18 protein-coding genes are annotated in these 21,969 nt (G+C 62.6%); 9 read left to right on the top strand and 9 right to left on the bottom strand.

The annotated features are described in order from the left end of the window. Nucleotides 1–55: 55 nt before the first annotated feature. From edd to zwf, 3 genes are all read right to left on the bottom strand, one after another. Nucleotides 56–1,879, bottom strand: a complete 1,824-nt coding sequence (edd, locus tag H0241_RS15585) for a phosphogluconate dehydratase (RefSeq protein WP_181058557.1) — start codon at nucleotides 1,877–1,879, stop codon at nucleotides 56–58. Nucleotides 1,880–1,942: 63 nt separating this feature from the next. Next, complete coding sequence (gene pgl, locus H0241_RS15580; protein WP_181058556.1) at nucleotides 1,943–2,659, bottom strand: 6-phosphogluconolactonase; 717 nt, start codon at nucleotides 2,657–2,659, stop codon at nucleotides 1,943–1,945. After that, on the bottom strand, nucleotides 2,641–4,110 hold the full coding sequence (gene zwf / locus H0241_RS15575; protein ID WP_181058555.1) for a glucose-6-phosphate dehydrogenase: 1,470 nt from the start codon (nucleotides 4,108–4,110) through the stop codon (nucleotides 2,641–2,643). The genes pgl and zwf overlap by 19 nt, the downstream gene beginning before the upstream one ends. A gap of 323 nt (nucleotides 4,111–4,433) precedes the next feature. Here zwf and H0241_RS15570 point away from each other — a divergent pair, with 323 nt between their 5' ends. From H0241_RS15570 to H0241_RS15560, 3 genes are all read left to right on the top strand, one after another. Then, nucleotides 4,434–5,180 carry an SDR family oxidoreductase gene (locus tag H0241_RS15570; protein ID WP_181058837.1) on the top strand — a complete coding sequence of 249 codons (747 nt, stop codon included), beginning with the start codon at nucleotides 4,434–4,436 and terminating at the stop codon, nucleotides 5,178–5,180. 181 nt (nucleotides 5,181–5,361) lie between these two features. Beyond that, the gene (locus tag H0241_RS15565) at nucleotides 5,362–6,657 is read left to right on the top strand and encodes a Mur ligase family protein (protein WP_181058836.1); all 1,296 of its coding nucleotides are present in this window, start codon (nucleotides 5,362–5,364) and stop codon (nucleotides 6,655–6,657) included. 87 nt (nucleotides 6,658–6,744) lie between these two features. After that, the gene (locus tag H0241_RS15560) at nucleotides 6,745–8,040 is read left to right on the top strand and encodes a Mur ligase family protein (protein WP_181058554.1); all 1,296 of its coding nucleotides are present in this window, start codon (nucleotides 6,745–6,747) and stop codon (nucleotides 8,038–8,040) included. Nucleotides 8,041–8,189: 149 nt separating this feature from the next. Here the strand turns inward: H0241_RS15560 and H0241_RS15555 are convergent, their stop codons facing one another. The 3 genes from H0241_RS15555 to H0241_RS15545 all read right to left on the bottom strand — a co-directional run bounded on the left by H0241_RS15555 (nucleotide 8,190) and on the right by H0241_RS15545 (nucleotide 12,193). Further along, a complete protein-coding gene (locus tag H0241_RS15555) occupies nucleotides 8,190–9,068 on the bottom strand; it encodes an SH3 domain-containing protein (protein WP_181058553.1) in 879 nt (292 codons plus the stop codon). 275 nt (nucleotides 9,069–9,343) lie between these two features. Then, nucleotides 9,344–10,630: an NAD(P)/FAD-dependent oxidoreductase gene (locus H0241_RS15550; protein WP_181058552.1), complete on the bottom strand. Its 1,287-nt coding sequence runs from the start codon at nucleotides 10,628–10,630 to the stop codon at nucleotides 9,344–9,346. A 126-nt stretch (nucleotides 10,631–10,756) separates the two neighbouring features. Next, nucleotides 10,757–12,193, bottom strand: a complete 1,437-nt coding sequence (locus H0241_RS15545) for a glutamine synthetase family protein (RefSeq protein ID WP_181058551.1) — start codon at nucleotides 12,191–12,193, stop codon at nucleotides 10,757–10,759. A gap of 148 nt (nucleotides 12,194–12,341) precedes the next feature. Here H0241_RS15545 and H0241_RS15540 point away from each other — a divergent pair, with 148 nt between their 5' ends. Beyond that, on the top strand, nucleotides 12,342–13,055 hold the full coding sequence (locus H0241_RS15540) for an HAD family hydrolase (protein WP_181058550.1): 714 nt from the start codon (nucleotides 12,342–12,344) through the stop codon (nucleotides 13,053–13,055). Between the two features lie 41 nt (nucleotides 13,056–13,096). Here the strand turns inward: H0241_RS15540 and H0241_RS15535 are convergent, their stop codons facing one another. From H0241_RS15535 to aceA, 3 genes are all read right to left on the bottom strand, one after another. Continuing rightward, a complete protein-coding gene (locus tag H0241_RS15535; protein WP_181058549.1) occupies nucleotides 13,097–13,558 on the bottom strand; it encodes a response regulator in 462 nt (153 codons plus the stop codon). A gap of 274 nt (nucleotides 13,559–13,832) precedes the next feature. Next, the gene (locus H0241_RS15530) at nucleotides 13,833–14,075 is read right to left on the bottom strand and encodes an SMc00767 family acetate metabolism repressor (protein WP_006202762.1); all 243 of its coding nucleotides are present in this window, start codon (nucleotides 14,073–14,075) and stop codon (nucleotides 13,833–13,835) included. 62 nt (nucleotides 14,076–14,137) lie between these two features. Continuing rightward, nucleotides 14,138–15,424, bottom strand: coding sequence for an isocitrate lyase (gene aceA, locus H0241_RS15525; RefSeq protein ID WP_181058548.1), 1,287 nt, complete (start codon nucleotides 15,422–15,424; stop codon nucleotides 14,138–14,140). Between the two features lie 249 nt (nucleotides 15,425–15,673). On the opposite strand from aceA, the gene H0241_RS15520 reads away from it, so the two are divergent. From H0241_RS15520 to H0241_RS15500, 5 genes are all read left to right on the top strand, one after another. Then, nucleotides 15,674–17,101: a helix-turn-helix domain-containing protein gene (locus tag H0241_RS15520; protein WP_181058547.1), complete on the top strand. Its 1,428-nt coding sequence runs from the start codon at nucleotides 15,674–15,676 to the stop codon at nucleotides 17,099–17,101. Nucleotides 17,102–17,253: 152 nt separating this feature from the next. Further along, entirely contained in the window at nucleotides 17,254–18,153 is a 900-nt protein-coding gene (locus H0241_RS15515; RefSeq protein ID WP_181058546.1) for a DUF2167 domain-containing protein, read from the top strand. Nucleotides 18,154–18,314: 161 nt separating this feature from the next. Further along, a complete protein-coding gene (locus tag H0241_RS15510) occupies nucleotides 18,315–19,268 on the top strand; it encodes a DMT family transporter (protein WP_181058545.1) in 954 nt (317 codons plus the stop codon). A gap of 378 nt (nucleotides 19,269–19,646) precedes the next feature. After that, nucleotides 19,647–20,744, top strand: coding sequence for a polyamine ABC transporter substrate-binding protein (locus H0241_RS15505; protein ID WP_181058544.1), 1,098 nt, complete (start codon nucleotides 19,647–19,649; stop codon nucleotides 20,742–20,744). Nucleotides 20,745–20,825: 81 nt separating this feature from the next. Continuing rightward, nucleotides 20,826–21,965: an ABC transporter ATP-binding protein gene (locus H0241_RS15500; RefSeq protein WP_181058543.1), complete on the top strand. Its 1,140-nt coding sequence runs from the start codon at nucleotides 20,826–20,828 to the stop codon at nucleotides 21,963–21,965. Nucleotides 21,966–21,969 lie beyond the last annotated feature (4 nt).

The following is a 21,969-nucleotide window of genomic DNA, read 5'->3' as shown; positions in this document are numbered from 1 at the left end:
ACACAAAAAAGGGCGGCCACGAGCCGCCCTTTTTCATGAATGAGATGGCGATGCGTCAGGCTATACCGAATGCACTGGCGCCATGGTCCGCACGGCCGACCAGCTGGCGGAAACCGCTGAACAGCTCGCGGCCGAAGCCGAACTCGTTGCCGATGAGGTCGGCGTCCGCCGTGCGGCGCAGTGCGAGCTCAGGCCCCGGCACCAGCACTTCCAGCGTGCCGGCGTCGGCGTCGAGGCGGATAATGTCGCCGTCGTGGATCCTGGCGATAGGACCTTCCTCGACCGCTTCCGGCGTCACATGGATTGCCGCCGGCACCTTGCCGGAAGCGCCCGACATGCGCCCGTCGGTGACCAGCGCCACGCGCTGGCCGCGGTCCTGCAGGATGCCGAGCACAGTGGTCAGCTTGTGCAGTTCGGGCATGCCGTTGGCCTTCGGCCCCTGGAACCGGATAACGGCGATGAAGTCGCCGGTCAAAGTCCCGGCCTTGAACGCCTCATTCAGGCCTTGCTGGCTGTCGAACACCTTGGCCGGCGCCTCGATGACGCGGCGTTCCGGCTTCACGGCGGAGGTCTTGATCACGGCATGCCCGAGATTGCCCGCCAGCACCTTCAGGCCGCCGGTCGGCTGGAAGGCCTTGGCGAAGGGCGCCAGCACCTTTTCGTCGCCGCTCTGAAGCGGCGAGGCCTCGCGCACCACGCTGCCGTCTTCGCCGAGCCTGGCCTCGACTGCATAGGGCCGGAGGCCTTCGCCCCACACCGTCTGAACATCCTCGTGCAGGATGCCTTCGTCGAGCAGTTCGCGGATCAGGAAGCCGAGCCCGCCGGCGGCATGGAAATGGTTCACGTCGGCGAGCCCGTTCGGATAGACGCGGGCCAGCAGCGGCACCGCCTCGGACAGGTCGGAAATGTCCTGCCAGGTCAGCGTAATGCCGGCCGCCGCCGCCATGGCGATGAGGTGGATGGTATGGTTGGTCGAGCCGCCGGTGGCGTGCAGGCCAACCACGCCGTTGACGAAAGAGCGTTCGTCGATCATGCGGCCGACCGGCGTGTAGGCGTTGCCGAGCGCGGTGATCGCCAGCGCCCGCTTCGTCGCCTCGCGCGTCAGCGCGTCGCGCAGCGGCGTGCCCGGATTGACGAAAGAGGCGCCGGGCGTGTGCAGGCCCATGATCTCCATCAGCATCTGGTTGGAGTTGGCGGTGCCGTAGAAGGTGCAGGTGCCCGGCCCATGGTAGGATTTTGACTCGGCCTCGAGCAGTTCGGCGCGACCGGCTTTGCCTTCGGCATAAAGCTGGCGGACCTTGGCTTTCTCGTCATTGGGCAGGCCCGTCGTCATCGGCCCGGCCGGCACGAACACCGCCGGCAGATGGCCGAAGGTGAGGGCGGCGATCACCAGCCCGGGCACGATCTTGTCGCAGACGCCGAGATAGACGGCGGCGTCGAACATGTTGTGCGACAGGCCGATAGCCGCAGCCATGGCGATCACGTCGCGCGAAAACAGCGACAGCTCCATGCCGGGCTGTCCCTGGGTCACGCCATCGCACATGGCCGGCACGCCGCCGGCCACTTGCGCGATGCCGCCAACTTCCTTCGCGGCTTCCTTGATCAGCGCCGGGAACGTCTCGAAGGGCTGATGCGCCGACAGCATGTCGTTGTAGGACGTGATGATGCCGAGGTTCGGGACCTTGTCGGCGCCGAGCGCCAGCTTTTCAGTCGGGCTGCAGACGGCAAATCCATGCGCGAGGTTGCCGCAGGACAGCACCGAACGGTTGGCGGTGCGGTTAGAGGCCTCGGCGATGCGGCCGAGATACCGTTCGCGGCCGGCTTTCGAGCGCTGGCGGATGCGTTCCGTGATGGCTTCGATGTCGCGTCTGGCTGTCATGGTCGGTCCTTTCGAGCCCCGGAAAAACGTCCTCCACCGTCTGCCGGGACTGCTTTCGTGAAATCAGGGTGCCCAGAACACCTCTACTGGTCTGGGTGCTGCTTCGAGCACTTTGCGAATGGGCTTCTTCGCACCCGGTCCCATCGCATCCTCGAAGGCGGTGCGCTTGTCCTCGCCTTCGATATGGAGCGCGATGAAGCCGGCGGCGATGATGCGCGCCATTGATAGCGTCAGCCGCGGCTCGCCGCCGCTCGGTGCATGCACCGGGAGCACGATCCGCTGCGAGGCGGGATCGAGCAAGGCGGGGAGATTATCGGCATCGGGAAAGAACGACGCAGTGTGGCCGTCGCTGCCCATGCCGAGCACGACGACGTCGAGCGGCCAGGGCAATGCCTTGAGCGCCGTGTCGTCGGACGCCGCGGCAGTCTCGATGCTTGCGGCCTCGTGATACATCGGCACGAAGTGAGCGGCGGCGGCCGCGTTCTGGAGCAGGTTGGCGGCAACCAGCCCGGCATTCGAGCGCGGCGAAGAGGCCGGCACGAACCGTTCGTCGACCAGCGTCACCGTCACCTTGTTCCAGGCGATCGGAATTGCCGAAAGTGCTGCAAAGAACTTCGCCGGCGTGGTGCCGCCGGAAACGGCAAGGAGGCCGACGCCGCGCTCGTCGATAGCCTTGGTCAGCCGCGCCGCGACATTGCCGGCAAGGGCCGCCGCCAGGTCCTGGCGCACGGCAAAGCCGTTCCAGCTATAGGCGGGCTCGCTCAATTGCTCTCGTGCCATGTCCGCCCGTCGCGTTCGATCAGCGCAATCGAGGCCGAGGGGCCCCATGTGCCGGCCGTATAGCCTTGCGCTTCCTGCCTGGTGCTTTCCCAGGCGTTCTGGATCGGGTCGATCCACTTCCACGCCGCCTCGACCTCGTCGCGACGCATGAACAGCGTCTGGTTGCCGCGCACGACATCCATGATCAGTCGTTCATAGGCATCCGGCGCGCGGCCGTCGAAAGATGTTGCAAAGCTCATGTCGAGCGGGATCTGGCGCAGCCGCATGCCGCCCGGACCCGGATCCTTGATCATGATGAACTGCTTGACGCCTTCGTCCGGCTGCAGCCGGATCACCAGCTGGTTGGCGAAGATCGGTCCGGCGCTCTCGTCGAAGATCGAGAAAGGGATCGGCTTGAACTCGATGACGATTTCCGAAACCCGGCTTGCCAGCCTTTTGCCGGTCCTGAGATAGAACGGCACGCCGGCCCAGCGCCAATTGCCGATTTCGGCCCTAATGGCAACGAAGGTTTCGGTCGTGCTGTCCTTGCCGAGTTCTTCGACGTAACCCTTCACCGCGCCGCCGGCTGACGCGCCGGCGCGATACTGGCCGCGCACCGTGTGCTTAGGCGCCTCGTTGCCGTTGATGCGCTTCAGTGCGCGCAGCACCTTCAGCTTCTCGTCGCGCACGGCGTCCGCGTCCATCGATGACGGCGTTTCCATGGCGACCAGGCAGAGCAATTGCAGCATGTGGTTCTGCACCATGTCGCGCAGCGCGCCCGCCTTGTCGTAATAGGTGACGCGGTCCTCCAGGCCGACGGTCTCGGCCACCGTGATCTGCACATGGTCGATATGCGCCGAATTCCACAGCGGCTGGTAGAGCGCATTGGCAAAGCGCAGCGCCATCAGGTTCTGCACCGTCTCCTTGCCGAGATAGTGGTCGATGCGGAAGATCTGGCTTTCGTCGAAATCGTCACCGACGGCATCGTTAAGCGCGCGCGCCGAGGCAAGGTCGCGGCCGATCGGCTTTTCCAGCACGATGCGCGAATTCGGCGTGATCAGATTGTGTGTTTTCAGCTGGTGCGAGATGTCGCCGAATAGCGCCGGCGCCACCGCCAGGTAGAAGGCGCGGATGCGGTCGCTTTCGCCGATCGCCTTTTTCAGCTTGTCGAATCCGGCGCCCGTCGTCGCGTCGGCCGACACGTAGGACAGCCGCGCCAGGAACGTCTTCAGTTCCTTGGCGTCGATATCAGCCGGCTTGACGTGATCGGAAATCGCCTGCTTGGCGAAAGCCTGGAATTCCTCGTCGCTCATCTTCGAGCGCGACGTGCCGATGATGCGGGTCGGCTCGGAAAACTGATGGTCGCGCTGGCGATGGTAGAGCGAGGGCAGAAGCTTGCGTTCCGACAGGTCGCCGGTGCCGCCGAAAATGATGAAGTCGAAAGGATCGACGGGGATGATCTGGCTGGTCATGGTCTGTCCGCTTTGACGCCGCACACTGTGACGCGACTGGGTATAATCTAATCGATTTAAATTTGCCAGTGCCATGGTGTCACATCAAGGACCAATCACTCCATATTGATTCGGTCCAAATGTGCCTTGACACTGGCTGCCACCCGGAGGCTTTTCGTCAAGCGATGGTCCCGGGAGCCTTCGCGCCTGCAACATAGAGCGGGAATGTGACGAAAGCTAATGCATGTCGCCCAGAAGTGTGCAGCGGTTCTGGGAGATCGACATGCATCAAAACAAAGAGAGAAATGCGCTTGCGAGGTGATCTTGGAATGAGCGGGAAAAGCATGCGTCTGGAAAACAAGGTCGCCGTCATCACCGGTGCTGCGGCGGGCTTCGGCGAAGGCATGGCCAGGCGCTTTGCCGAAGAGGGCGCAAAGGTGGTCGTCGCCGACCTCAACGCCAGGGGCGCGGAGCGTGTTGCCGCCGAGATCGGCGAGGCCGCGATTTGGACCCAGACCGACGTTTCGCAGCGTTCCGAATTCGACGAGATGGTCTATGCCGCAAAAAGCGCCTTCGGCCGCATCGACATCATGGTCAACAATGCTGGCTACACCCATCGCAACGGCGACATGCTCGACGTCGACGAGGCGACCTTCGACCTGATCACCGCAGTCAACATGAAGGCAATCTATCACGCCGCGCTGGCCGTGGTGCCGATCATGGAGCGGCAGGGCGGCGGCGTCATCCTGACCACGGCTTCGACCGCGGGTCTGCGGCCGCGGCCGGGCCTCACCTGGTACAATGCCTCGAAGGGCTGGGCGATCACCGCCACCAAATCAATGGCGGTCGAGCTCGCGCCCAAGAACATCCGCGTCAACTGCCTTTGCCCGGTCGCCGGCGAAACCGCCATGCTGGAGAAGTTCATGGGCGCCGATACGCCCGAGATCCGCGAGAGGTTCCGCGCCTCGATCCCGCTCGGCCGTCTGTCGACGCCGCTCGACATCGCCAATGCCGCGCTCTGGCTTGCTTCGGACGAAGCCGCCTTCATCACTGGCGTGGCGCTGGAGGTCGACGGCGGCCGCTGCATCTGAGCAATTTGAGGGAAGTACCTCTCTGTTCGCAATCCATGGTGGACAGAGCAACGTCAGCAAGAGTTCGCATCGGTTTGCCGACCGGCCGAGGAACGGACAATTGACGTCGGCACTCCAGGCCCCAGTTTGACTTCACGATCCACCGAAAGGCATAACGGATCGTGGATAGTGTTGGCGGGTGATGAGGAACAAGCGGCAGAAAAGTCGCTACGATCTGGGATGGCGGCTGCGGCTTTACCTGGCCAGACGTGCGCGGGCGCGAAGCAAAGCGACGTTCATCGGCATTACCGGAAGTTCCGGCAAGACGACGGCGGGGAGCCTGCTTGGACATATCCTGGCTGGCCACGGTTCGGTCTATACACAGGTTCTGGCCAACACCATGAAGCTGTTGGTCAGCACGCTATCCAGGCGAATGAGGAAGGGCGGCCAAACCGACTACGTCGTCTTCGAGGCGGCCGCGTTCGGCCCGGATACAATGAAGCCGATGGCCGAGTTGCTTCGCCCTGATGTGGCTGTTGTCACGATGGTCCGGTTGGAGCATCGCGCCAGTTTCAAGACTCTGGAAAGCGTTGCGCATGAAAAGCGCGCACTGGTCGCGGCGCTGGAGCCGGGCGGCTTCGCGATGCTCAATGCCGATGACCCGCATGTGCTGGGCATGGCCTCGGCGAGCGATTGCCGCACCGTCACATTCGGCACATCGGAGCGGGCGGATTATCGCGTCAGCGATATCGAGGCCGCCTATCCCAAGCCATTGCGATTCTCGATCCACTGGCGCGGTGGTGTGCTCGATATCGAGACACCGTTCCCCGGCGCGCATTTCTGGCTGCCGACGGTCGCGGCGGTGGCAACAGCTCTTGAGCTGGGAGTGCCTGCGCAGATGGTAAAGGACAGGACCGCGACGTTCCAGCCCCTGGAAAACCGCGGCCAGGTGCTCGCCCCCGCTGGCGGCCCTCACTTCATCGTGGACGCTGCAAAGGCGCCATGGCATTCGCTGACCCTGGCCTTCGACATGATAGCCAGATCGACGTTTGGGCGAAAACGCATCGTTCTTGGCCAGCTATCGGATTTTGCCGGCTCAAACCGGAAGTACGCTGACGCTTACCGCAGCGCACGCGAGATCGCAGACCAGGTGATTTATGCCGGCGATCATGCCCATCGCTCCAAAGCCAGCCAGGCCGATCGCGACAGCGGCCGCTTCATTGAACTGCGCACGGCAAAGGAAGTGTCGGACTACATCGCGCAGACCGCGCAGCCGGACGAGCTGATCCTGATCAAGAGCTCATCCAGCCTCCACCTCGAGCGTGTCGCGCTTGCCTGGACCCACGACGTCCGCTGCTGGGTTTCGGTGTGCGGTAAAACCGAGGGATGCGAGCAGTGCGGCCTCTATGAAGTGCCGTTTGAGCAGCACCGCAAGTTTGTGGCGCAGAGAAAATTAAAGCGCCGCAAGCACAGACTGCTGCGGCTCCTCGGTCGCTAAAGTTTTTGGGCCCAAGCACGCCAGCGCCCCGTTTGACTCGGGAACTTGGCACGACGCATATTAGGCTGGGCTAAGAACTGGCGGGTTGTGAAACTGGAATTCCCGAAAAATCGCAAGGACTTGGGGTGGGCGCTGCGACGGCTGCAGGCGCGCTGGGTGCGAGCGCGTAACAAGGCGACGTTCATCGGCATTACCGGCAGCTCCGGCAAATCCACATCCTCCAGCCTGCTTGCACACATACTGAGCGCCCAAGGCAAAGTGCATCTGCAGGCCCAGGCCAACACGATGCCTGCGCTCATTCGAACGCTCTACAAGCGGCTGAGGAGGAGTGGCAAAGTCGATTACGTCGTTTTCGAAGCAGGCGCCTCCGACTTCGGCACGATCGGCGCCATGGCGCAGATGCTGAAGCCGAGCGTGGCGGTGGTTACGATGATCCGCCTGGAGCACTTTGGTAAGTTCAGGACTCTGGAAGCTGTAGCGGGAGAGAAGCGGGCGCTGGTCGAGGCACTCCAACCCGATGGACTTGCGGTTCTCAATTGCGATGACCCACTGGTGCTCGGTATGGCGTCTGGCGCGAAATGCCGGATTGCGACCTTTGGTCAATCCGACGAGGCAGACTACCGCGTGAGTGACGTGTATGCCGCGTATCCAGAATTGCTGCGGTTCACCCTTCATTGGCGCGATGGGAGCTTGAATATTCAAGCGCCCTTTCCCGGCGAGCAATTCTGGCTGCCGACTGCAGCGGCTGTGGCCACCGCCTTGGAACTTGGCGTCCCGCCAGAGAAAGTCATAGCGAGAACGGCATCGTTTGAACCGCTACCCAACCGCTCTACGGTGCAAGAGGTACCAGCAGGTCCGCAATTCCTGGTCGATACGGCTAAAGCGCCTTGGCATTCGCTCAACATTGCCCTGGAGATGATTGCAAAGGCCAAGGCCGCTCGTAAGCGCATTGTGCTTGGGCAGATATCCGACTACGCCGGCTCGTCAAGGAAATACGGCGCCGCCTACAAAATCGCGCGCGAAATCGCCGATGAGGTCATCTACACCGGCGACAATGCGCACCGCTCGCGCGCCAGCCAGGCCGACCGCGACAGCGGCCGTTTCATTGAGCTTCGCAGTGCCAAGGAAGTTTCGGATCATATCAAACAGACGGCAGTCCCAGGAGAACTAATTCTGCTGAAAAGTTCGTCCAACCTTCACCTGGAAAGGATCGCGCTCGCCTGGACGCACGATGTGAAATGCTGGATCGCGGTATGCGGCAAGTCGGAAAGCTGCCAAATGTGCGGCCTCTATGAAGTGCCGTTCGAGGAACACCGGGATTTCCTGGCGAAGCGCAAACTTGCTCGCAGAAGACACCGTTTCAGATGGCTGCTCGGCGGCTGACCAGAATTTGACGGCTTCGTCTTAGAGCAATTCCAGGAAAAGTGTGTGCGGTCTTCCGTCCGGAATTGCGTAGAAACAAAGAGATAGAGCGGTTCGCCGTTTCTGTGAAACGGTGAAACGCTCTTGGCAGCCTCGACGACGTCGTTGTCTCACGCCCCGGTCTTGATGTAGCTCTTGTAAATCCAGCCGCGCTTGCCGTTGTAGACGATCTGGCACCATTTCTTGCAGCTCACCACCTGCACCGATGACTTGGCGGGCACGGTTCCCATGGCGGCGGCGTTTTTCTGCGGGCCGGTGCGCATTGTCACCGTCCGCAGGATGCGTCCGGTGCCGGCGGCTGCAGCCACCTTCTGTGGCTTGGTCGAGGCCTGTGTATCGTCCGTTGCGGCGGGAGATTCCGCGTCCGGCAGTTGCGGCTTTGGCGTCGGGATCGCGGCGGTTTCCGCACCGTCGGTATGACCGTCCTTCGCAGCGGCGTCTGGTGCAGCAACCTTGGACAGCTGCGTCGTGGCATCGCTCTGTGCCGACGGCTCCTCGTAAGCTGCCGCATCGGCCGGTTTGGCGGCTGCCTGCTCAGTCGTGGCCTGATCGGGCGGCGTGGCTTCAGCGTCGCTGTTCGATTGCGGCGCAGTCCAGCGCGGATCGTTTGCCGCCAGCGCCGGTATCGCGGCCGCCCCGGCAGCCACCGCCGGCGAAACCGCATCGCCCTTGCGTGCGGCTTGCGGCGCCGCTGCCGCAACTGTTGCCGCAGGGGTAACCGGGGCGATCTTGGTCGTCTTGACCGGGATGGTTGGAACGCTCTGCTGCGAAAGAGGCTGTATGCTGGCGCTCGCCTGCCGGTCGTTGGCCGGCAACGCCAGCCAAAGCGCGATACCCGCTACGCCAAGCAGCGCTGCGGTACCGATCGCGGCAATCACCAGATGCGAATTCGTGCGCACCCCCTGCCAGAAGGAGGGCCGCATGTCATAACCGAATTGCATGGCAAAGCGCCGACGTTCCGGCGCGCCGAAACTGAAGGGCTCATTCACTCTTGCCACCTCCAAAAGATGGGCCGGTGTTCTTTCGATCGGCGCCGGCAGTCCGGCATCCGATCGGCATCGGTCCCAACAACAAAGCGGGCAAGCCCGCAGAAATCCCCGTTCAATCGCCCAGAACCGGCATCCTTTGCCCTTGATTGTGGCATCAGTGCGCCCTTGGGAGGAATTCTGCGCTCTTGTTAAGGATTCCGCAACGTCTCGCTGCGGCAACCAACATCTCAATAGAATCAGCCCGGTATCAGCCGGACCGATATGAGATACGTTCCCTATATTCGGTCCCTGAGGGCAAACCAGTTGAGCGCCAGGAACAGCAATGGCGTTCTAAAGCGTCGGCCGCCGGGGAAGGCCGGGATTTTCAGGTCCTCGATCAGCTTCAGCCGGTTGCGGTTGCCGGCGACGGTCTCGGCATAGAGCTTGCCGAAGAAGTTCGACAGCATGACGCCATGGCCGGAATAGCCGCCGGCCGAGATCACATTGGGCATCACCTCGCGCACAAACGGCTTTCTCGGCACGGTGATGCCGACATAGCCGCCCCAGCCATGGGTGATCTCGACATCCCGGAGCTCCGGATAGAGTTCCGCGATCTGCCGGCGGATATGGATATGGATGTCCTTCGGATCGTTGACGCCGTAGACTTCGCGCCCGCCGAACAGCAGCCTACCATCCCTGGATTTGCGGAAATAGCGCACGACGAAACGCGAATCGTCGACCGCCTCGCCGCCCGGCAGCACTTTCGAATTAACGCCCAGCGGCACCGTCGCGCCGATGAAGGAGCCGATCGGCATGATGTGCGCGGCACTCACCGGCTCGATCGTGCCGCCATAGGCGTTGACGCCGATCAGGCATTTCTGCGCGGTGATGGTGCCTCTCGGCGTCGTCACCCTGACCTTGCCGCCGCTGGACGTAATGCCGGTCGACGGCGATTGCTCGAACAGATTGGCGCCGGCGGCGGCCGCCACCTTTGCCGTGCCGATCACCAGCTTCATCGGATGGATGTGCCCTGTGCCGGTGTCGCGGGTACCGCCGAAGTAGCGTGTGGAGCCGAGCCGCTCGGCCGTTTCCCTGGCATCCATGAAGGCGATGTGCGGATAGTTGAAGCGGTCCGCCATGATCTCGGCATGCGCCTTGTAGTCATCGACATAGCGCTGCTTGTGCGCCACCGACAATTGGCCAGGCTTGTAGTCGATGTCGATCTGGTTGACGGCGGCGAATTCCAGCAGATGCGCTTTAGCCTCTTCGGCAAGGTCGAACAGCGCCTTGGCTCGGGAAAGCCCGTATTCGGCCTCCATCTCTTCGGCCCAGGCGCGCTGGCCGGTGCCAAGCTGGCCGCCATTGCGCCCGGAGGCACCATCGCCGAAACGGAACGCCTCGATCAGAACGACGTTCGTCCCCGCCTTGGCAAGGTGCGTCGCAGCCGACAGCCCGGTAAAGCCGCCGCCGATGACGACGACGTCGCAAGTCCGGTCGCCATCAAGGGCTGGGTATTCCGGGCGTGGTCCGGCCGTGTCTTCGTACCAGGAGCGGCCGGGGGAGATCGGTGATTGGTAAGGCATGGGAACGCCAGTCAATGGGGAATAGTGATGGTGAATGGCTGCGAGATGCGCGTCGTCTGCGCTCATCCATCCAATATGAAGCTATTCACCATTCACCGTTCACCATTGACGCGACGAAGTCGCCGCTCACACGTTCAGCAACAAATACTCCCGCTCCCACGGGCTGATCACTTCCATGAAGGTCTCGAACTCCGCCCGCTTGATCGCGGCATAGGTGGCGGCGAAGGACTTGCCCAGCAGGGCGCAGAGTTCTTCGTCGCCTTCGAACAGGTCGACGGCCTCGAGCAGGCCGCGTGGCAGGTCGATCTCGTCTGCGTTGGCGGTGGTGAGCACCGGAGGCTCGGCCTTGATCTTGTTGGTCATGCCGATCAGCCCGCAGGCAAGCGACGCCGCCAGTGCCAGATAGGGATTGGCGTCGGAAGACGGGATGCGGTTTTCGACACGCCGCGCCGCCGGGTCCGAGCGCGGCACGCGGAACGCCGTGGTGCGATTGTCATAACCCCATTTGTTGTTGACCGGCGCCGAGGCCGACTGCGTCAGCCGGCGGTAGGAATTGACGTACGGGGCAAACATCACCAGCGCATTCGGCACATGCTTCTGCATGCCGCCGATGAAGTGGAAGAAGTCGTCGGTTTCCGAGCCGTCCTGCGCCGAAAAGATATTCTGGCCGGTCTTCTTGTCGATGATCGACTGGTGGATGTGCATGGCGGAACCCGGCTGGCCCTGGATCGGCTTGGCCATGAAGGTGGCGTAAATCTCATGCTTCAGCGCCGCCTCGCGGATGGTGCGCTTGAACATGAACACCTGGTCGGCAAGCTCGATCGGATCGCCGTGGCGCAAATTGATCTCGAGCTGGCCGGCGCCCTCCTCGTGGATCAGCGTGTCGATCTCCAGGCCCTGGCTTTCGGAGAAATGGTAGATGTCGTCGATCAGCTCGTCGAACTCGTTGACGCCGGCGATCGAATAGCCGGCGCCGCCGCCGATCGCCCGCCCCGAACGCCCGACCGGCGGCGTCAGCGGATAGTCCGGATCGGGGTTCTTGCGCACCAGGTAGAATTCGATCTCGGGCGCCACCACCGGCTTAAGCCCACGCTTGTCATAGGCAGCCAGCACGCGCTTCAGCACATTGCGCGGCGTAAACTCGACCGAGCGGCCGTCCTGGTGGACGAGGTCGCAGATGACAGCTGCCGTCGGGTCTTCTTCCCACGGCACCACGGTCAGGGTCGACAGATCCGGCATCAGCTTCAGATCGCCATCATCCTCCGGATAGTGGAAACCGTTGCCATCCTCGGGATAGCCGCCCGAAATCGTCGTCATGAACACCGCCGAAGGCAGCGCCAGCGAGGTGTTGGAGGTGAATTTCTTCGACGGCATCATCTTGCCGCGGGCGACACCCGCCTGGTCGGGTGTGATGCATTCTATGTCTTCGATGCCGCGCCATTCCAGCCAGGCGCTGACTTCCTTCCAGTTCTTCACGCCGCGTTGATTTTTCACGAAGGCAGGCGTGCGGACGCGTCCTCCGCGGTTCGACGGACGGACTTCCTTTTTCGCAGGCGGCATCATTCACCAGATTGGGTTGCGGATTTCGGAGTATAGCCGTGGCGGGTGATGGAAGGGAAGGGGAGCCCGCCCGAGTTCGCCTTCGTGGTTGAAAATCGCTCCGCGCAGATTAGGGTCGACATCCCGCAGATCGAGCAGTTGAAGACACCGAATGCCAGCCAGACGCAACTTGACCACCATCGGCTTCGACGCCGACGATACGCTGTGGCAGAACGAGCAGTTCTTCCGTCTGACCGAGAAGCGCTTTGCGACACTGCTCGCCGATCATGGCGAAGCCGAGCACATTTCGGCCCGGCTGCTCGAAGCCGAAAAGCGCAACCTTGCCGTCTACGGCTTCGGCATCAAGGGGTTCACCCTGTCAATGATCGAGACGGCGATCGAGGTGACTGAGGGCCATGTGCCGGCCTCGACCATCGCCGAAATCCTGGCCGCCGGCCGCGACATGCTCGGCCATCCGGTCGAGCCGCTGCCGCATGCGCGCGAGACCGTGGAACGGCTCGCCGGCGCCTATCATCTGGTGCTGATCACCAAGGGCGATCTGTTCGATCAGGAGCGCAAGCTGGCGGCGTCCGGTCTCGGCGATCTGTTCGATGCCGTCGAGATCGTCAGCGACAAGAGCGCCGCCACCTATGCCAGGATCTTTGGCCGCCACGGCAGCCCGCAGGACAGCATGATGGTTGGCAATTCGCTCAAGTCGGACGTCGTGCCGGCCATCGAGGCCGGCAGCTGGGGCGTCCACGTGCCGCACGAACTGACCTGGGTGCTGGAGCACATCGAGCCGCCGGTCGAAGCTCCCCGCTTCCGCTCGATTGCCGATCTTGGTGAATTGCCGGCTTTGATCGAAAGCATCGACAAGGCAGGTTGACCGCCCCGCACCCGTTTCGGCCGGGTTGGGCCGGACGGCGGTCAGCCGCGACCGAGGCCGATCAGCCGGTCGATCACCGGCTGCAGTCTTTCGGTGGTGATCGGTTTGGTCACCACCACATCGATGACGCTGGACAGGCCGAGGCTTTCGGGCGTGCCGGTTTTGGTCGAGAGCAGGATCACCGAGGGTAACGACCGCCCCGACGCCCGCCGCAAGGCGTCGATGGCCGACATCAGCGCGTCGCAGTCCTTGTTGTCGGCGCCGCCGTCGAGAACGACGGCACCCGGAATAAGAGTGCGCAATGTCTTGGTCGCCATTTCGGGCGACTCAGAGATCGGCTTCAGCCCCGACTTCTCGACGATCTTCGACACCACCACCCGGTTGATCGGCGATTTTCCGACCACCAGAACGTGGGAGAAATCCGTTGATATCTCGGAGTTTGCGCCCCCGCTTTTCGAATTCAGATGTTTGGCGGTGTCGGTCTCGCGATTCACAGGGCACATGGGCGGGGCGGGCACTCTGCGCTGCTTCAATGCAGGGTTGAAATCCGAGAGACAATTGGCGTGAGATCACGGCCCTGTCAAGCTGAAACGACGGGCGCCCCGAATATAGCAAGAAATATTGGTCACTAGAGTAAGTTCAGTTTTCGGACTGTAGTTAAGCGGTTACGCAAAAGCGAAAGTCACCCGCGCTGAAAGCGCGCGGGTGACGTCGAAATCAGCCAGTGCACGGCCCGGTTCGAAGATTCCGCAAGCACAAAGCTGCCGTAAGGGAAGATCATCCGTGGCTCTGCTGCGTGACGATCACCGGGATCAGCAGATCGCCCCAATTGCCGTCGCCGCCATGATGCCGGGCCGAGCGCACCAGTTCCACTGAGACGCCCGCCTCGACTGCCTTCATCACCGATTGATTGAGCCGGTGCAGGTCGTTGGCCAGCATGCGGATGGTCGCCTGCTGGTCGACGCTCATCGTGGTGGACTGCTCTTCCGCACGTTCCTTGACGCGGCTTATCGATGCCATTGCTCTTCTCCTATGTCTCTTGCCCGTTCCGGGCGTTTCCTCTGTCGGTAATGCTGGTCTGGTTATTCCGCCGCCGGTTTGAATTGGGCGTGCTCGGTCGATTCATGCATGGCGGTTGTCGAGGACTGGCCGCCGCTGATTGCCATCGACACGGCGTCGAAATAGCCGGTGCCGACCTCGCGCTGGTGCTTGGTCGCGGTGTAGCCGTGGGCTTCGGCCGCGAACTCGGCTTCCTGCAGCTCGGAATAGGCCGCCATCTGCCGCGCCTTGTAGCCGCGCGCCAGCTCGAACATGCCGAAGTTGAGCTGGTGGAAACCGGCCAGCGTGATGAACTGGAACTTGTAGCCCATCGCGCCGAGTTCGCGCTGGAACTTGGCGATCGTGGCGTCGTCGAGGTTCTTTTTCCAGTTGAACGACGGCGAGCAATTATAGGCGAGCAGCTTGCCGGGGTGATGCCTGCGCACGCCCTCGGCAAACTTCTTGGCCTGTGCCAGATCGGGCTTGGAAGTTTCGCACCAGATCAGGTCGGCATGCGGCGCATAGGCGATCGCACGCGCGATGCACGGCTCGATGCCGTTCCTGACCTGGTAGAAACCTTCCACCGTGCGGCCGGCATCATAGTCGACGAAGGGCTGGTCGCGCTCGTCAATGTCGGAGGTCAAAAGCTTTGCCGCTTCGGCATCGGTGCGTGCCACGACCAGCGTCGGCGTGCCCATCACGTCCGCCGCCAGGCGCGCCGCATTGAGGTTGCGGATGTGCGCCGCGGTCGGGATTAGCACCTTGCCGCCGAGATGGCCGCACTTCTTCTCCGAAGCCAACTGGTCCTCATAGTGAACGCCGGCCGCGCCCGCCTCGATGAACGCCTTCATGATCTCGAAGGCGTTGAGCGGGCCGCCGAACCCGGCTTCCGCATCGGCGACGATCGGCGCGAACCAGGTATCGACCGACAGGCCGCCTTCCGAGGTCTCGATCTGGTCGGCGCGCTGAAGCGTGCGGTTGATCCGCTTGACCAATTCCGGCGCCGCATTGGCGGGGTAAAGCGACTGGTCCGGATACATGGCCGACGCGGTGTTGGCGTCGGCGGCGACCTGCCAGCCCGAGAGATAGATAGCCTTCAGCCCGGCGCGCACCTGCTGCATGGCCTGGTTGCCGGACATGGCGCCGAGTGCGTTGACGAAGTCTTCCTCATGGATGAGCTTCCACAGCCGGTTGGCGCCCAGTTCGGCAAGGCTCTGGCGGATCTGGACCGAGCCGCGCAGCCGCTTCACATCGTCCGGCGAGTAAGGCCGTTCGATGCCGTCGAAGCGGCCTTCGGGCGCGGATGGGACGAGGTTGTAAAAATCAGTCATTGGTCGCTCCAGATCAATCGATGCCTGTGTCTTGCAACGCCGCGCCATTGGAGATTTTGCGCCGTCGGTGTGTGACATCATTTACATTGCGTCGCGAAGGGAGCGAGGAAAACCGTCATATTCGACGGAAAATAAGAGAAAACCTGTGTTGTCTTTGACTGGCAGGCGCTGTAAATCTGTCACGATTGTAAAAAGCTTATGCGCTTTCATCTCGCGCAAGCGGTGTAAAATTCCTGTCAAGGGCAGTCGATGGCCGACCAGAAGATCTTCGCCGGGCCGCGTATCCGCCGCATCCGCGTCGCCAAGGGCCTGACCCAGACGGCGATGGCCGAGGGGCTCGGCATTTCGCCGTCGTATCTCAACCTGATCGAGCGCAACCAGCGGCCGCTGACGGTGCAGCTGATCCTGAAACTGGCCTCGGTCTACAAGGTCGACCCGCACGAATTGCAGGGCGAGGCGAGGGGATCGATCTCGGCTTTGAAGGAAGTGTTCGGCGATCCGCTGCTTGCCGGTGAATTGCCTGGCGACCAGGAGCTGATCGAGCTTGCCGAGGCCGCGCCCAATGCGTCCGCCGCGATGATAAAACTGTTTCGCGCCTATCGCGAGCAGGCCGAGCGGCTGTCCGATCTCAACGAGCTTCTGGCGCGCGAGGGCCGGGCCACGGCACTTTCCGGCGCGCGGCTGCCGATCGACGAGGTGCACGAGATTTTCGAGCGCCGGCCCAACCATTTTGCAGCACTCGAGGAAGAGGCCGAGGCTTTCACCTCCGTGCTCGACCCAGGCGACGATCTGTACGGCGCGCTGAAGGCCTGGCTGAAGCGCGAATACGGCATCGTCGTCAAGGTGCTGCCGGTCGCCACCATGCCGAACTGGCGCCGCCGCTATGACCGCCATTCGCAGCGTCTGTTCCTGTCGGAGCGGCTGTCGCCCTTCGACCAGTTGCGCGAAGTCGCGATGGAAGCCTGCCTTATCCGCATGACGGTCGCTGTCGCCGGCGAAATCCAGGCGTTGAAGCTCGGCACGGACGAGGCCCGCCGGCTCGCTCGCTTCGAACTCGGCCGCTACGCCGCCCATGCGTTGATGATGCCCTATCAGGCCTTCCACGCAGCCGCAGTTCGGGCACGCTACGACATCGATGTGCTGCGTTCGCGTTTCGGTGTCTCTTTCGAACAAGCGGCAAACCGCCTGACCATGCTGCAGCGTCCCGGCTTGTCCGGCGTGCCGTTCTTCATGCTCGAGGTCGACAACGCCGGCAACCGCTTCCGCAAGGCGGGCGGCCAGGGCTTTCCGCAGAACCGTTTTGGCGGCGGCTGTCCGAAGCTGCCTGTCCATGCCGCCTTCGCTTTGCCGGGCCAGATCCTGGTCGAGGCGGTCGAAATGCCTGACGGCGCCGAATTCCTTTGCATCGCCCGCACGCTCGAGGGGCCGCAGGGTTCGTTCTCGGAGCGCCCGCGCCGTACCGCGCTGCTGTTGGGCTGCGACATCGGCTTTCGCGACGAGATCGTCTATGGCGCAGGGCTGCCAGCAAAGGCCGGACAGGGCGCCGCCACGCCGGTCGGTCCGGCCTGCCGGCTATGCGAGCGCATCGGCTGCCTCGCCCGCGCCGAGCCGCCTGTGACCCGTCCACTCGGCCTCGACGAGATGGTGACGGGTCTGAGCGCCTTCGATTTCCAGTAGCGTTCCAGGTCTCACCGGCCCGCAAGGTCGGTGCTCCTTAATTTCGCTGAACAATAGTGTGCGGCCCGAACCATCGCCGAACCAAATATTGATTAAGCATCGGCGCTGCGGTATTCGAAGGGCAAGCTGCGTGTCAGCGGGGGGATTCAAGGATGAACAGGAAAGCTTTGTGGCTTGGCGTGGCGCTTGCCCTTTCGGCAGGGCCTGCTCTGGCGGAAAAATCCTCTGAATTCTTCAAGGGCTATCAACAATATAGTGACGACGGCAAGGCATTCCTGGACAAGATCGCCCCGAAGACCGGCGCGGTCGACCTTCCCGAAGGCATTCATCTCGACCTCAAGGACAAGTTCTATTTTCTGGACAAGAAGGATGCGACGTCCGTCCTGACCGAGGCTTGGGGCAACCCGCCTGATACCGCGTCCGAGGCCCTCGGAATGATCTTTCCGGTCAAGTATGAACCCATCGCCGGCAACGGTTGGGGCATCGAATTGCGCTGGGAGAAGATCGGCTATGTCGATGACGCCGACGCCGCGTCCATCGACTACACCGAATTGCTGAGCAACATGCAGGCGGACACATTGTCGGCCAACGATCAGCGGGTGAAGGACGGCTTTCCTCCAATCAAGCTGATCGGCTGGGCTTCGCCGCCGGTCTATGATTTCGTCCACAAGCGGCTGCACTGGGCCAAGGAACTGCAGTTCGGGGACGATACCGTCCACACGCTCAATTACGATGTCCGCTTCCTCGGCCGGGAAGGCGTCTTCGTAATGAGCTATATCGCCACAGTGGAACAGTTGCCGGAGATCAAGCAGAGCCTGGATGAAGTGCTGGGCGTGGCGGACTTCAACACCGGTAAGAAATACACCGACTTCCTGCCCGGCACCGACACGGTCGCCGCTGTCGGCATTGGCGGCCTCATCGCCGGAAAACTGGCGGCAAAGGCTGGGCTCATTGCGGTCGCGCTCATCGCGCTGAAGAAATTCGGCATTCTGCTGCTGGTTCCGCTGGCCGGTCTCTGGCGCTTCATCCGCGGCAACAAGATCACGTCATAGACTTCCCGGTCGTTCGCATGCCGCCGACTTGCAGGCGGTGCGCCAAAGGGAATGCCCGGCTGGATCACGTCCGACTGTTGCCTTTGCGCTAGGCGAATGCGGCACGTTTCTGTCGTCCTTTGTGCATCATGCCGTCCCGAGATAGCCGACAGTCGCACCCCATGACCGATACCGCATCTTCTCCGACAGCCATTTCGCCGATCGTTTCGCCGCGCGAGGAGCGCGTCGGCTTCCTGCTGGTGTTCCTGTCGGCGCTGATGTGGAGTTTTGGCGGCACCATTGCCCGTTTCATCGACACCAACGACAGCTGGACGGTGGTATTCTGGCGCTCGGTGTGGGCGGCTGCGTTCCTGATCTGCTTCATGGCCTGGCGCGACGGCTGGCGCGGCATGCTAAGGTTGTTTCGCAATATGGGCCTGCCCGGCCTTGCCGTGGCCGTCTGTTTCGCCACCGCCTCGACGTGCTTCGTTGTCGCGCTCGCCTACACCACCGTCGCCAACATCCTGTTGATGCAGGCCGGTGTGCCGCTGCTGGCGGCTTTGCTGGCGTGGGTGCTGTTTCGCGAACGCGTCGCCGTCGCGACCTGGGTCGCGATCGCCGCCGTCATCGCCGGCGTCGCCATCATGGTGTCGGAATCGCTCGACGGCGCCGTATCGCCGATCGGCGACGGCTTGGCACTGCTGATCGCCGTCATGTTCTCGGTTGCCACCGTCATCACCCGGCGCTTCGCCCATGTCCGCATGACGCCGGCGACCTGCCTCGGCACGATGCTGGCGGCGGCGTTCGCGGCGTCGCAGGCCACGCAGTTCGCCGTCTCCACCCACGACATGGCTTTCCTGTTTGCCTTCGGTGTCATCAATCTCGGCCTTGGCCTTGCATTCTTCGCCACCGGCGCCCGGCTGGTCCCTGCGGCGATCGCGGCGTTGCTCGGCACGTTCGAGCCGATCCTTGGCCCGCTCTGGGTCTGGCTCGTCCATGCCGAGGTGCCCTCGGTGCGCACAATCATCGGCGGCGCGGTGGTGGTTGCCGCGCTGCTCGTCCATATCGGACTCGAATTCAAGCGTCAGGCGAGGCCGGCGCGGCCCGGCGTCACCGGCCTGCCTTCCCCCAATTGACCCGCCTTTCCCCTAATTGACGGAGCTGCGCGCCCCAAAGCGCGAGATGGGCCATTGACAACGTTGCTGCCGCGCGGGCAGGCTGAAGCCACGGCAACAACAAGACAGGCTTATCTTGCCAAGTGTCCCCGCCGGTCGGACCAAGACCGGATCACAGCGTCGTATCCCTGCCCGCGCCGCGGCGAAAGCCTCTGACGGCGTCGGCGTACCCGCCAGGCGGGCACACAGAGCCATCATCAGCCGCTGGTCGAACCGCCCGCATCGCGCCGGCAGTTCGCGCTTGTGGCTGCCTGGAAAGCTCAATACTCTGAAGCAAATGCCCAATCGCGCTGAAGCTGCGACGAATTGGCGAAGGAACACTCATCAAAGGAGAACAGCATGATCCGCAAAGCGCTCTGGCTTTCGGCAACCTCGGCATTTCTGACGCTTTTTACCGTCGGTGGCCATGCCGAGGACCGCGTCGTCAACGTCTTCAACTGGTCGGATTATATCGACAGCTCGATCATCGAGGACTTCACCAAGGAAACCGGCATCAAGGTGGTCTATGACACCTTCGATTCCAACGAGATCCTCGAGACCAAGCTGCTTGCCGGCGGCAGCGGCTATGACGTCGTCGTGCCCAGCGGCAACTTCCTGGCGCGCCAGATCCAGGCCGGTGTGTTCCAGAAGCTCGACAAGTCGAAGCTGCCGAACATCTCCAACATGTGGGATACCGTTCTGGAACGGACCGCCAAATACGATCCGGGCAACGAATATTCGGTCAACTACATGTGGGGCACCGTCGGCATCGGCTACAACCTCAAGAAAGTGCAGGCGGCACTCGGCACCGACAAGATCGACAGCTGGGATGTGTTCTTCAATCCCGACAGCCTGGCCAAGCTGAAGGACTGCGGTGTCTATGTGCTGGACTCGCCGGCCGACATCATCCCGGCGGCACTGAAATATCTCGGCCTCGACCCCAACAGCACCTCGCCCGACGACATCGCCAAGGCCGAGGAAACTTTGCTGAAGGTGCGGCCGTATATCCGCAAATTCCATTCGTCCGAATACATCAACGCGCTCGCCAATGGCGATATCTGCCTGGCGGTAGGCTGGTCGGGTGACGTCTTCCAGGCGCGCAACCGCGCCGTGGAGGCCAAGCAAGGCGTCGAGATCGGCTATTCCGTGCCGAAGGAAGGCGCGCAGATGTGGTTCGACCAGATGGCGATCCCCGCCGATGCGCCGCATGTCGCCGAGGCACTCGAATTCCTCAACTACATGATGAAGCCGGAAGTGATCGCCAAGTCGTCCAACTATGTGCTGTACGCCAACGGCAATAAGGCTTCGCAGCAGTTCGTCGACAAGGCGCTGCTGGATGATCCGGCGGTCTATCCGGACGCCGAGACCTTGAAAAAACTCTATACGGTCCAGCCCTATGATCCCAAGACGCAGCGTCTGATCACGCGCAGCTGGACCAAGATCGTCACCGGCCAGTAAGCAATGCGACATGGCCCCGGCAGTCACCTGCCGGGGCCATTCTTCTGGGGCAAGAAGCAAAAAAACACGACGGAGTGGGACATGAAATCGCTTGGCAGCATCCGCAGGGATTTCGCGCCATGGAACGACCCGAACGCCAAGCCGTACATTCAATTCGAAAACGTCACCAAGAAGTTCGGTGAGTTCACCGCCGTCAACAATCTGTCGCTGACCATTTTCGAGCGCGAGTTCTTCGCCCTGCTCGGCGCGTCGGGCTGCGGAAAGTCGACGCTGCTGCGGATGCTTGCCGGCTTCGAGGAGCCGACCGCCGGACGCATCCTTCTCGACGGCCAGGACCTGCGCGGCATCCCGCCCTATCGCCGCCCGGTCAACATGATGTTCCAGTCCTATGCGCTGTTCCCGCATATGAGCGTGGAAAAGAACATTGCCTTCGGCCTCAAGCAGGAAGGCATGCCGGCGCCGGACATCGAAAAGCGCGTCGCCGAGATGCTGAAGCTGGTCAAGCTCGAGCAATTCGCCAAGCGCAAGCCGCACCAATTGTCCGGCGGCCAGCGCCAGCGCGTCGCGCTCGCCCGCTCGGTTGCCAAGCGGCCGAAAGTGCTGCTGCTCGACGAGCCGCTCGGCGCGCTGGACAAGAAGCTGCGCGAGGAAACGCAGTTCGAGCTGATGGACCTGCAGCAAAATCTCGGCCTCACCTTCGTCGTCGTCACCCACGACCAGGAGGAGGCGATGACCATGGCCGACCGCATCGCCATCATCGACAAGGGCGAGGTCATGCAGGTGGCAACGCCGGCGGAAGTCTATGAGGCGCCCAGCTCGCGCTTCGTCGCCCACTTCGTCGGCAATGTGAACATGTTCGAAGGCAAGGTCGCCGAGCGGGCGGCAAACACCACACGCATCACCGGAACGACGGGGGCCCAGATCGTCGTCGAAAACAGCACCGATTCAAAGGCCGGTTCCGACATCGTCTTCGCCATCAGGCCGGAGAAGATCAAGGTAACGTCGAAGAAGCCGGCGGACGCCGTCAATGCGCTGGAGGGCGAAGTCTACGACGTCGCCTATCTCGGCGACATGACCGTCTACCACATCAGGCTGGATGACGGGCAGATCATCAGGGCAAGCGCGCTCAACGCGGCGCGCGTCACCGAGGATCCGCTGACCTGGAACGACCGCGCCTGGGTCTCCTTCCGGCCGGACGCCGGCGTCGTGCTGACACGGTAGGGGG

It is taken from the genome of Mesorhizobium neociceri (assembly GCF_013520985.1).
In the GTDB taxonomy this organism is placed as follows: domain Bacteria; phylum Pseudomonadota; class Alphaproteobacteria; order Rhizobiales; family Rhizobiaceae; genus Mesorhizobium; species Mesorhizobium neociceri.
This window is presented reverse-complemented; position numbering and strand designations above follow the sequence as displayed.

Excerpts from the sequence above, each read along its gene's own strand:
- H0241_RS15515 (WP_181058546.1), top strand. The coding sequence starts at position 17,254 with ATGAACAGGAAAGCTTTGTGGCTTGGCGTGGCGCTTGCCCTTTCGGCA.
- H0241_RS15550 (WP_181058552.1), bottom strand. The coding sequence starts at position 10,630 with ATGCCTTACCAATCACCGATCTCCCCCGGCCGCTCCTGGTACGAAGAC.
- pgl (WP_181058556.1), bottom strand. The coding sequence starts at position 2,659 with ATGGCACGAGAGCAATTGAGCGAGCCCGCCTATAGCTGGAACGGCTTT.
- H0241_RS15505 (WP_181058544.1), top strand. The coding sequence starts at position 19,647 with ATGATCCGCAAAGCGCTCTGGCTTTCGGCAACCTCGGCATTTCTGACG.
- H0241_RS15500 (WP_181058543.1), top strand. The coding sequence starts at position 20,826 with ATGAAATCGCTTGGCAGCATCCGCAGGGATTTCGCGCCATGGAACGAC.
- H0241_RS15565 (WP_181058836.1), top strand. The coding sequence starts at position 5,362 with ATGAGGAACAAGCGGCAGAAAAGTCGCTACGATCTGGGATGGCGGCTG.
- aceA (WP_181058548.1), bottom strand. The coding sequence starts at position 15,424 with ATGACTGATTTTTACAACCTCGTCCCATCCGCGCCCGAAGGCCGCTTC.
- H0241_RS15540 (WP_181058550.1), top strand. The coding sequence starts at position 12,342 with ATGCCAGCCAGACGCAACTTGACCACCATCGGCTTCGACGCCGACGAT.
- H0241_RS15570 (WP_181058837.1), top strand. The coding sequence starts at position 4,434 with ATGCGTCTGGAAAACAAGGTCGCCGTCATCACCGGTGCTGCGGCGGGC.
- zwf (WP_181058555.1), bottom strand. The coding sequence starts at position 4,110 with ATGACCAGCCAGATCATCCCCGTCGATCCTTTCGACTTCATCATTTTC.
- H0241_RS15545 (WP_181058551.1), bottom strand. The coding sequence starts at position 12,193 with ATGATGCCGCCTGCGAAAAAGGAAGTCCGTCCGTCGAACCGCGGAGGA.
- H0241_RS15530 (WP_006202762.1), bottom strand. The coding sequence starts at position 14,075 with ATGGCATCGATAAGCCGCGTCAAGGAACGTGCGGAAGAGCAGTCCACC.
- H0241_RS15520 (WP_181058547.1), top strand. The coding sequence starts at position 15,674 with ATGGCCGACCAGAAGATCTTCGCCGGGCCGCGTATCCGCCGCATCCGC.
- H0241_RS15535 (WP_181058549.1), bottom strand. The coding sequence starts at position 13,558 with ATGTGCCCTGTGAATCGCGAGACCGACACCGCCAAACATCTGAATTCG.
- edd (WP_181058557.1), bottom strand. The coding sequence starts at position 1,879 with ATGACAGCCAGACGCGACATCGAAGCCATCACGGAACGCATCCGCCAG.
- H0241_RS15510 (WP_181058545.1), top strand. The coding sequence starts at position 18,315 with ATGACCGATACCGCATCTTCTCCGACAGCCATTTCGCCGATCGTTTCG.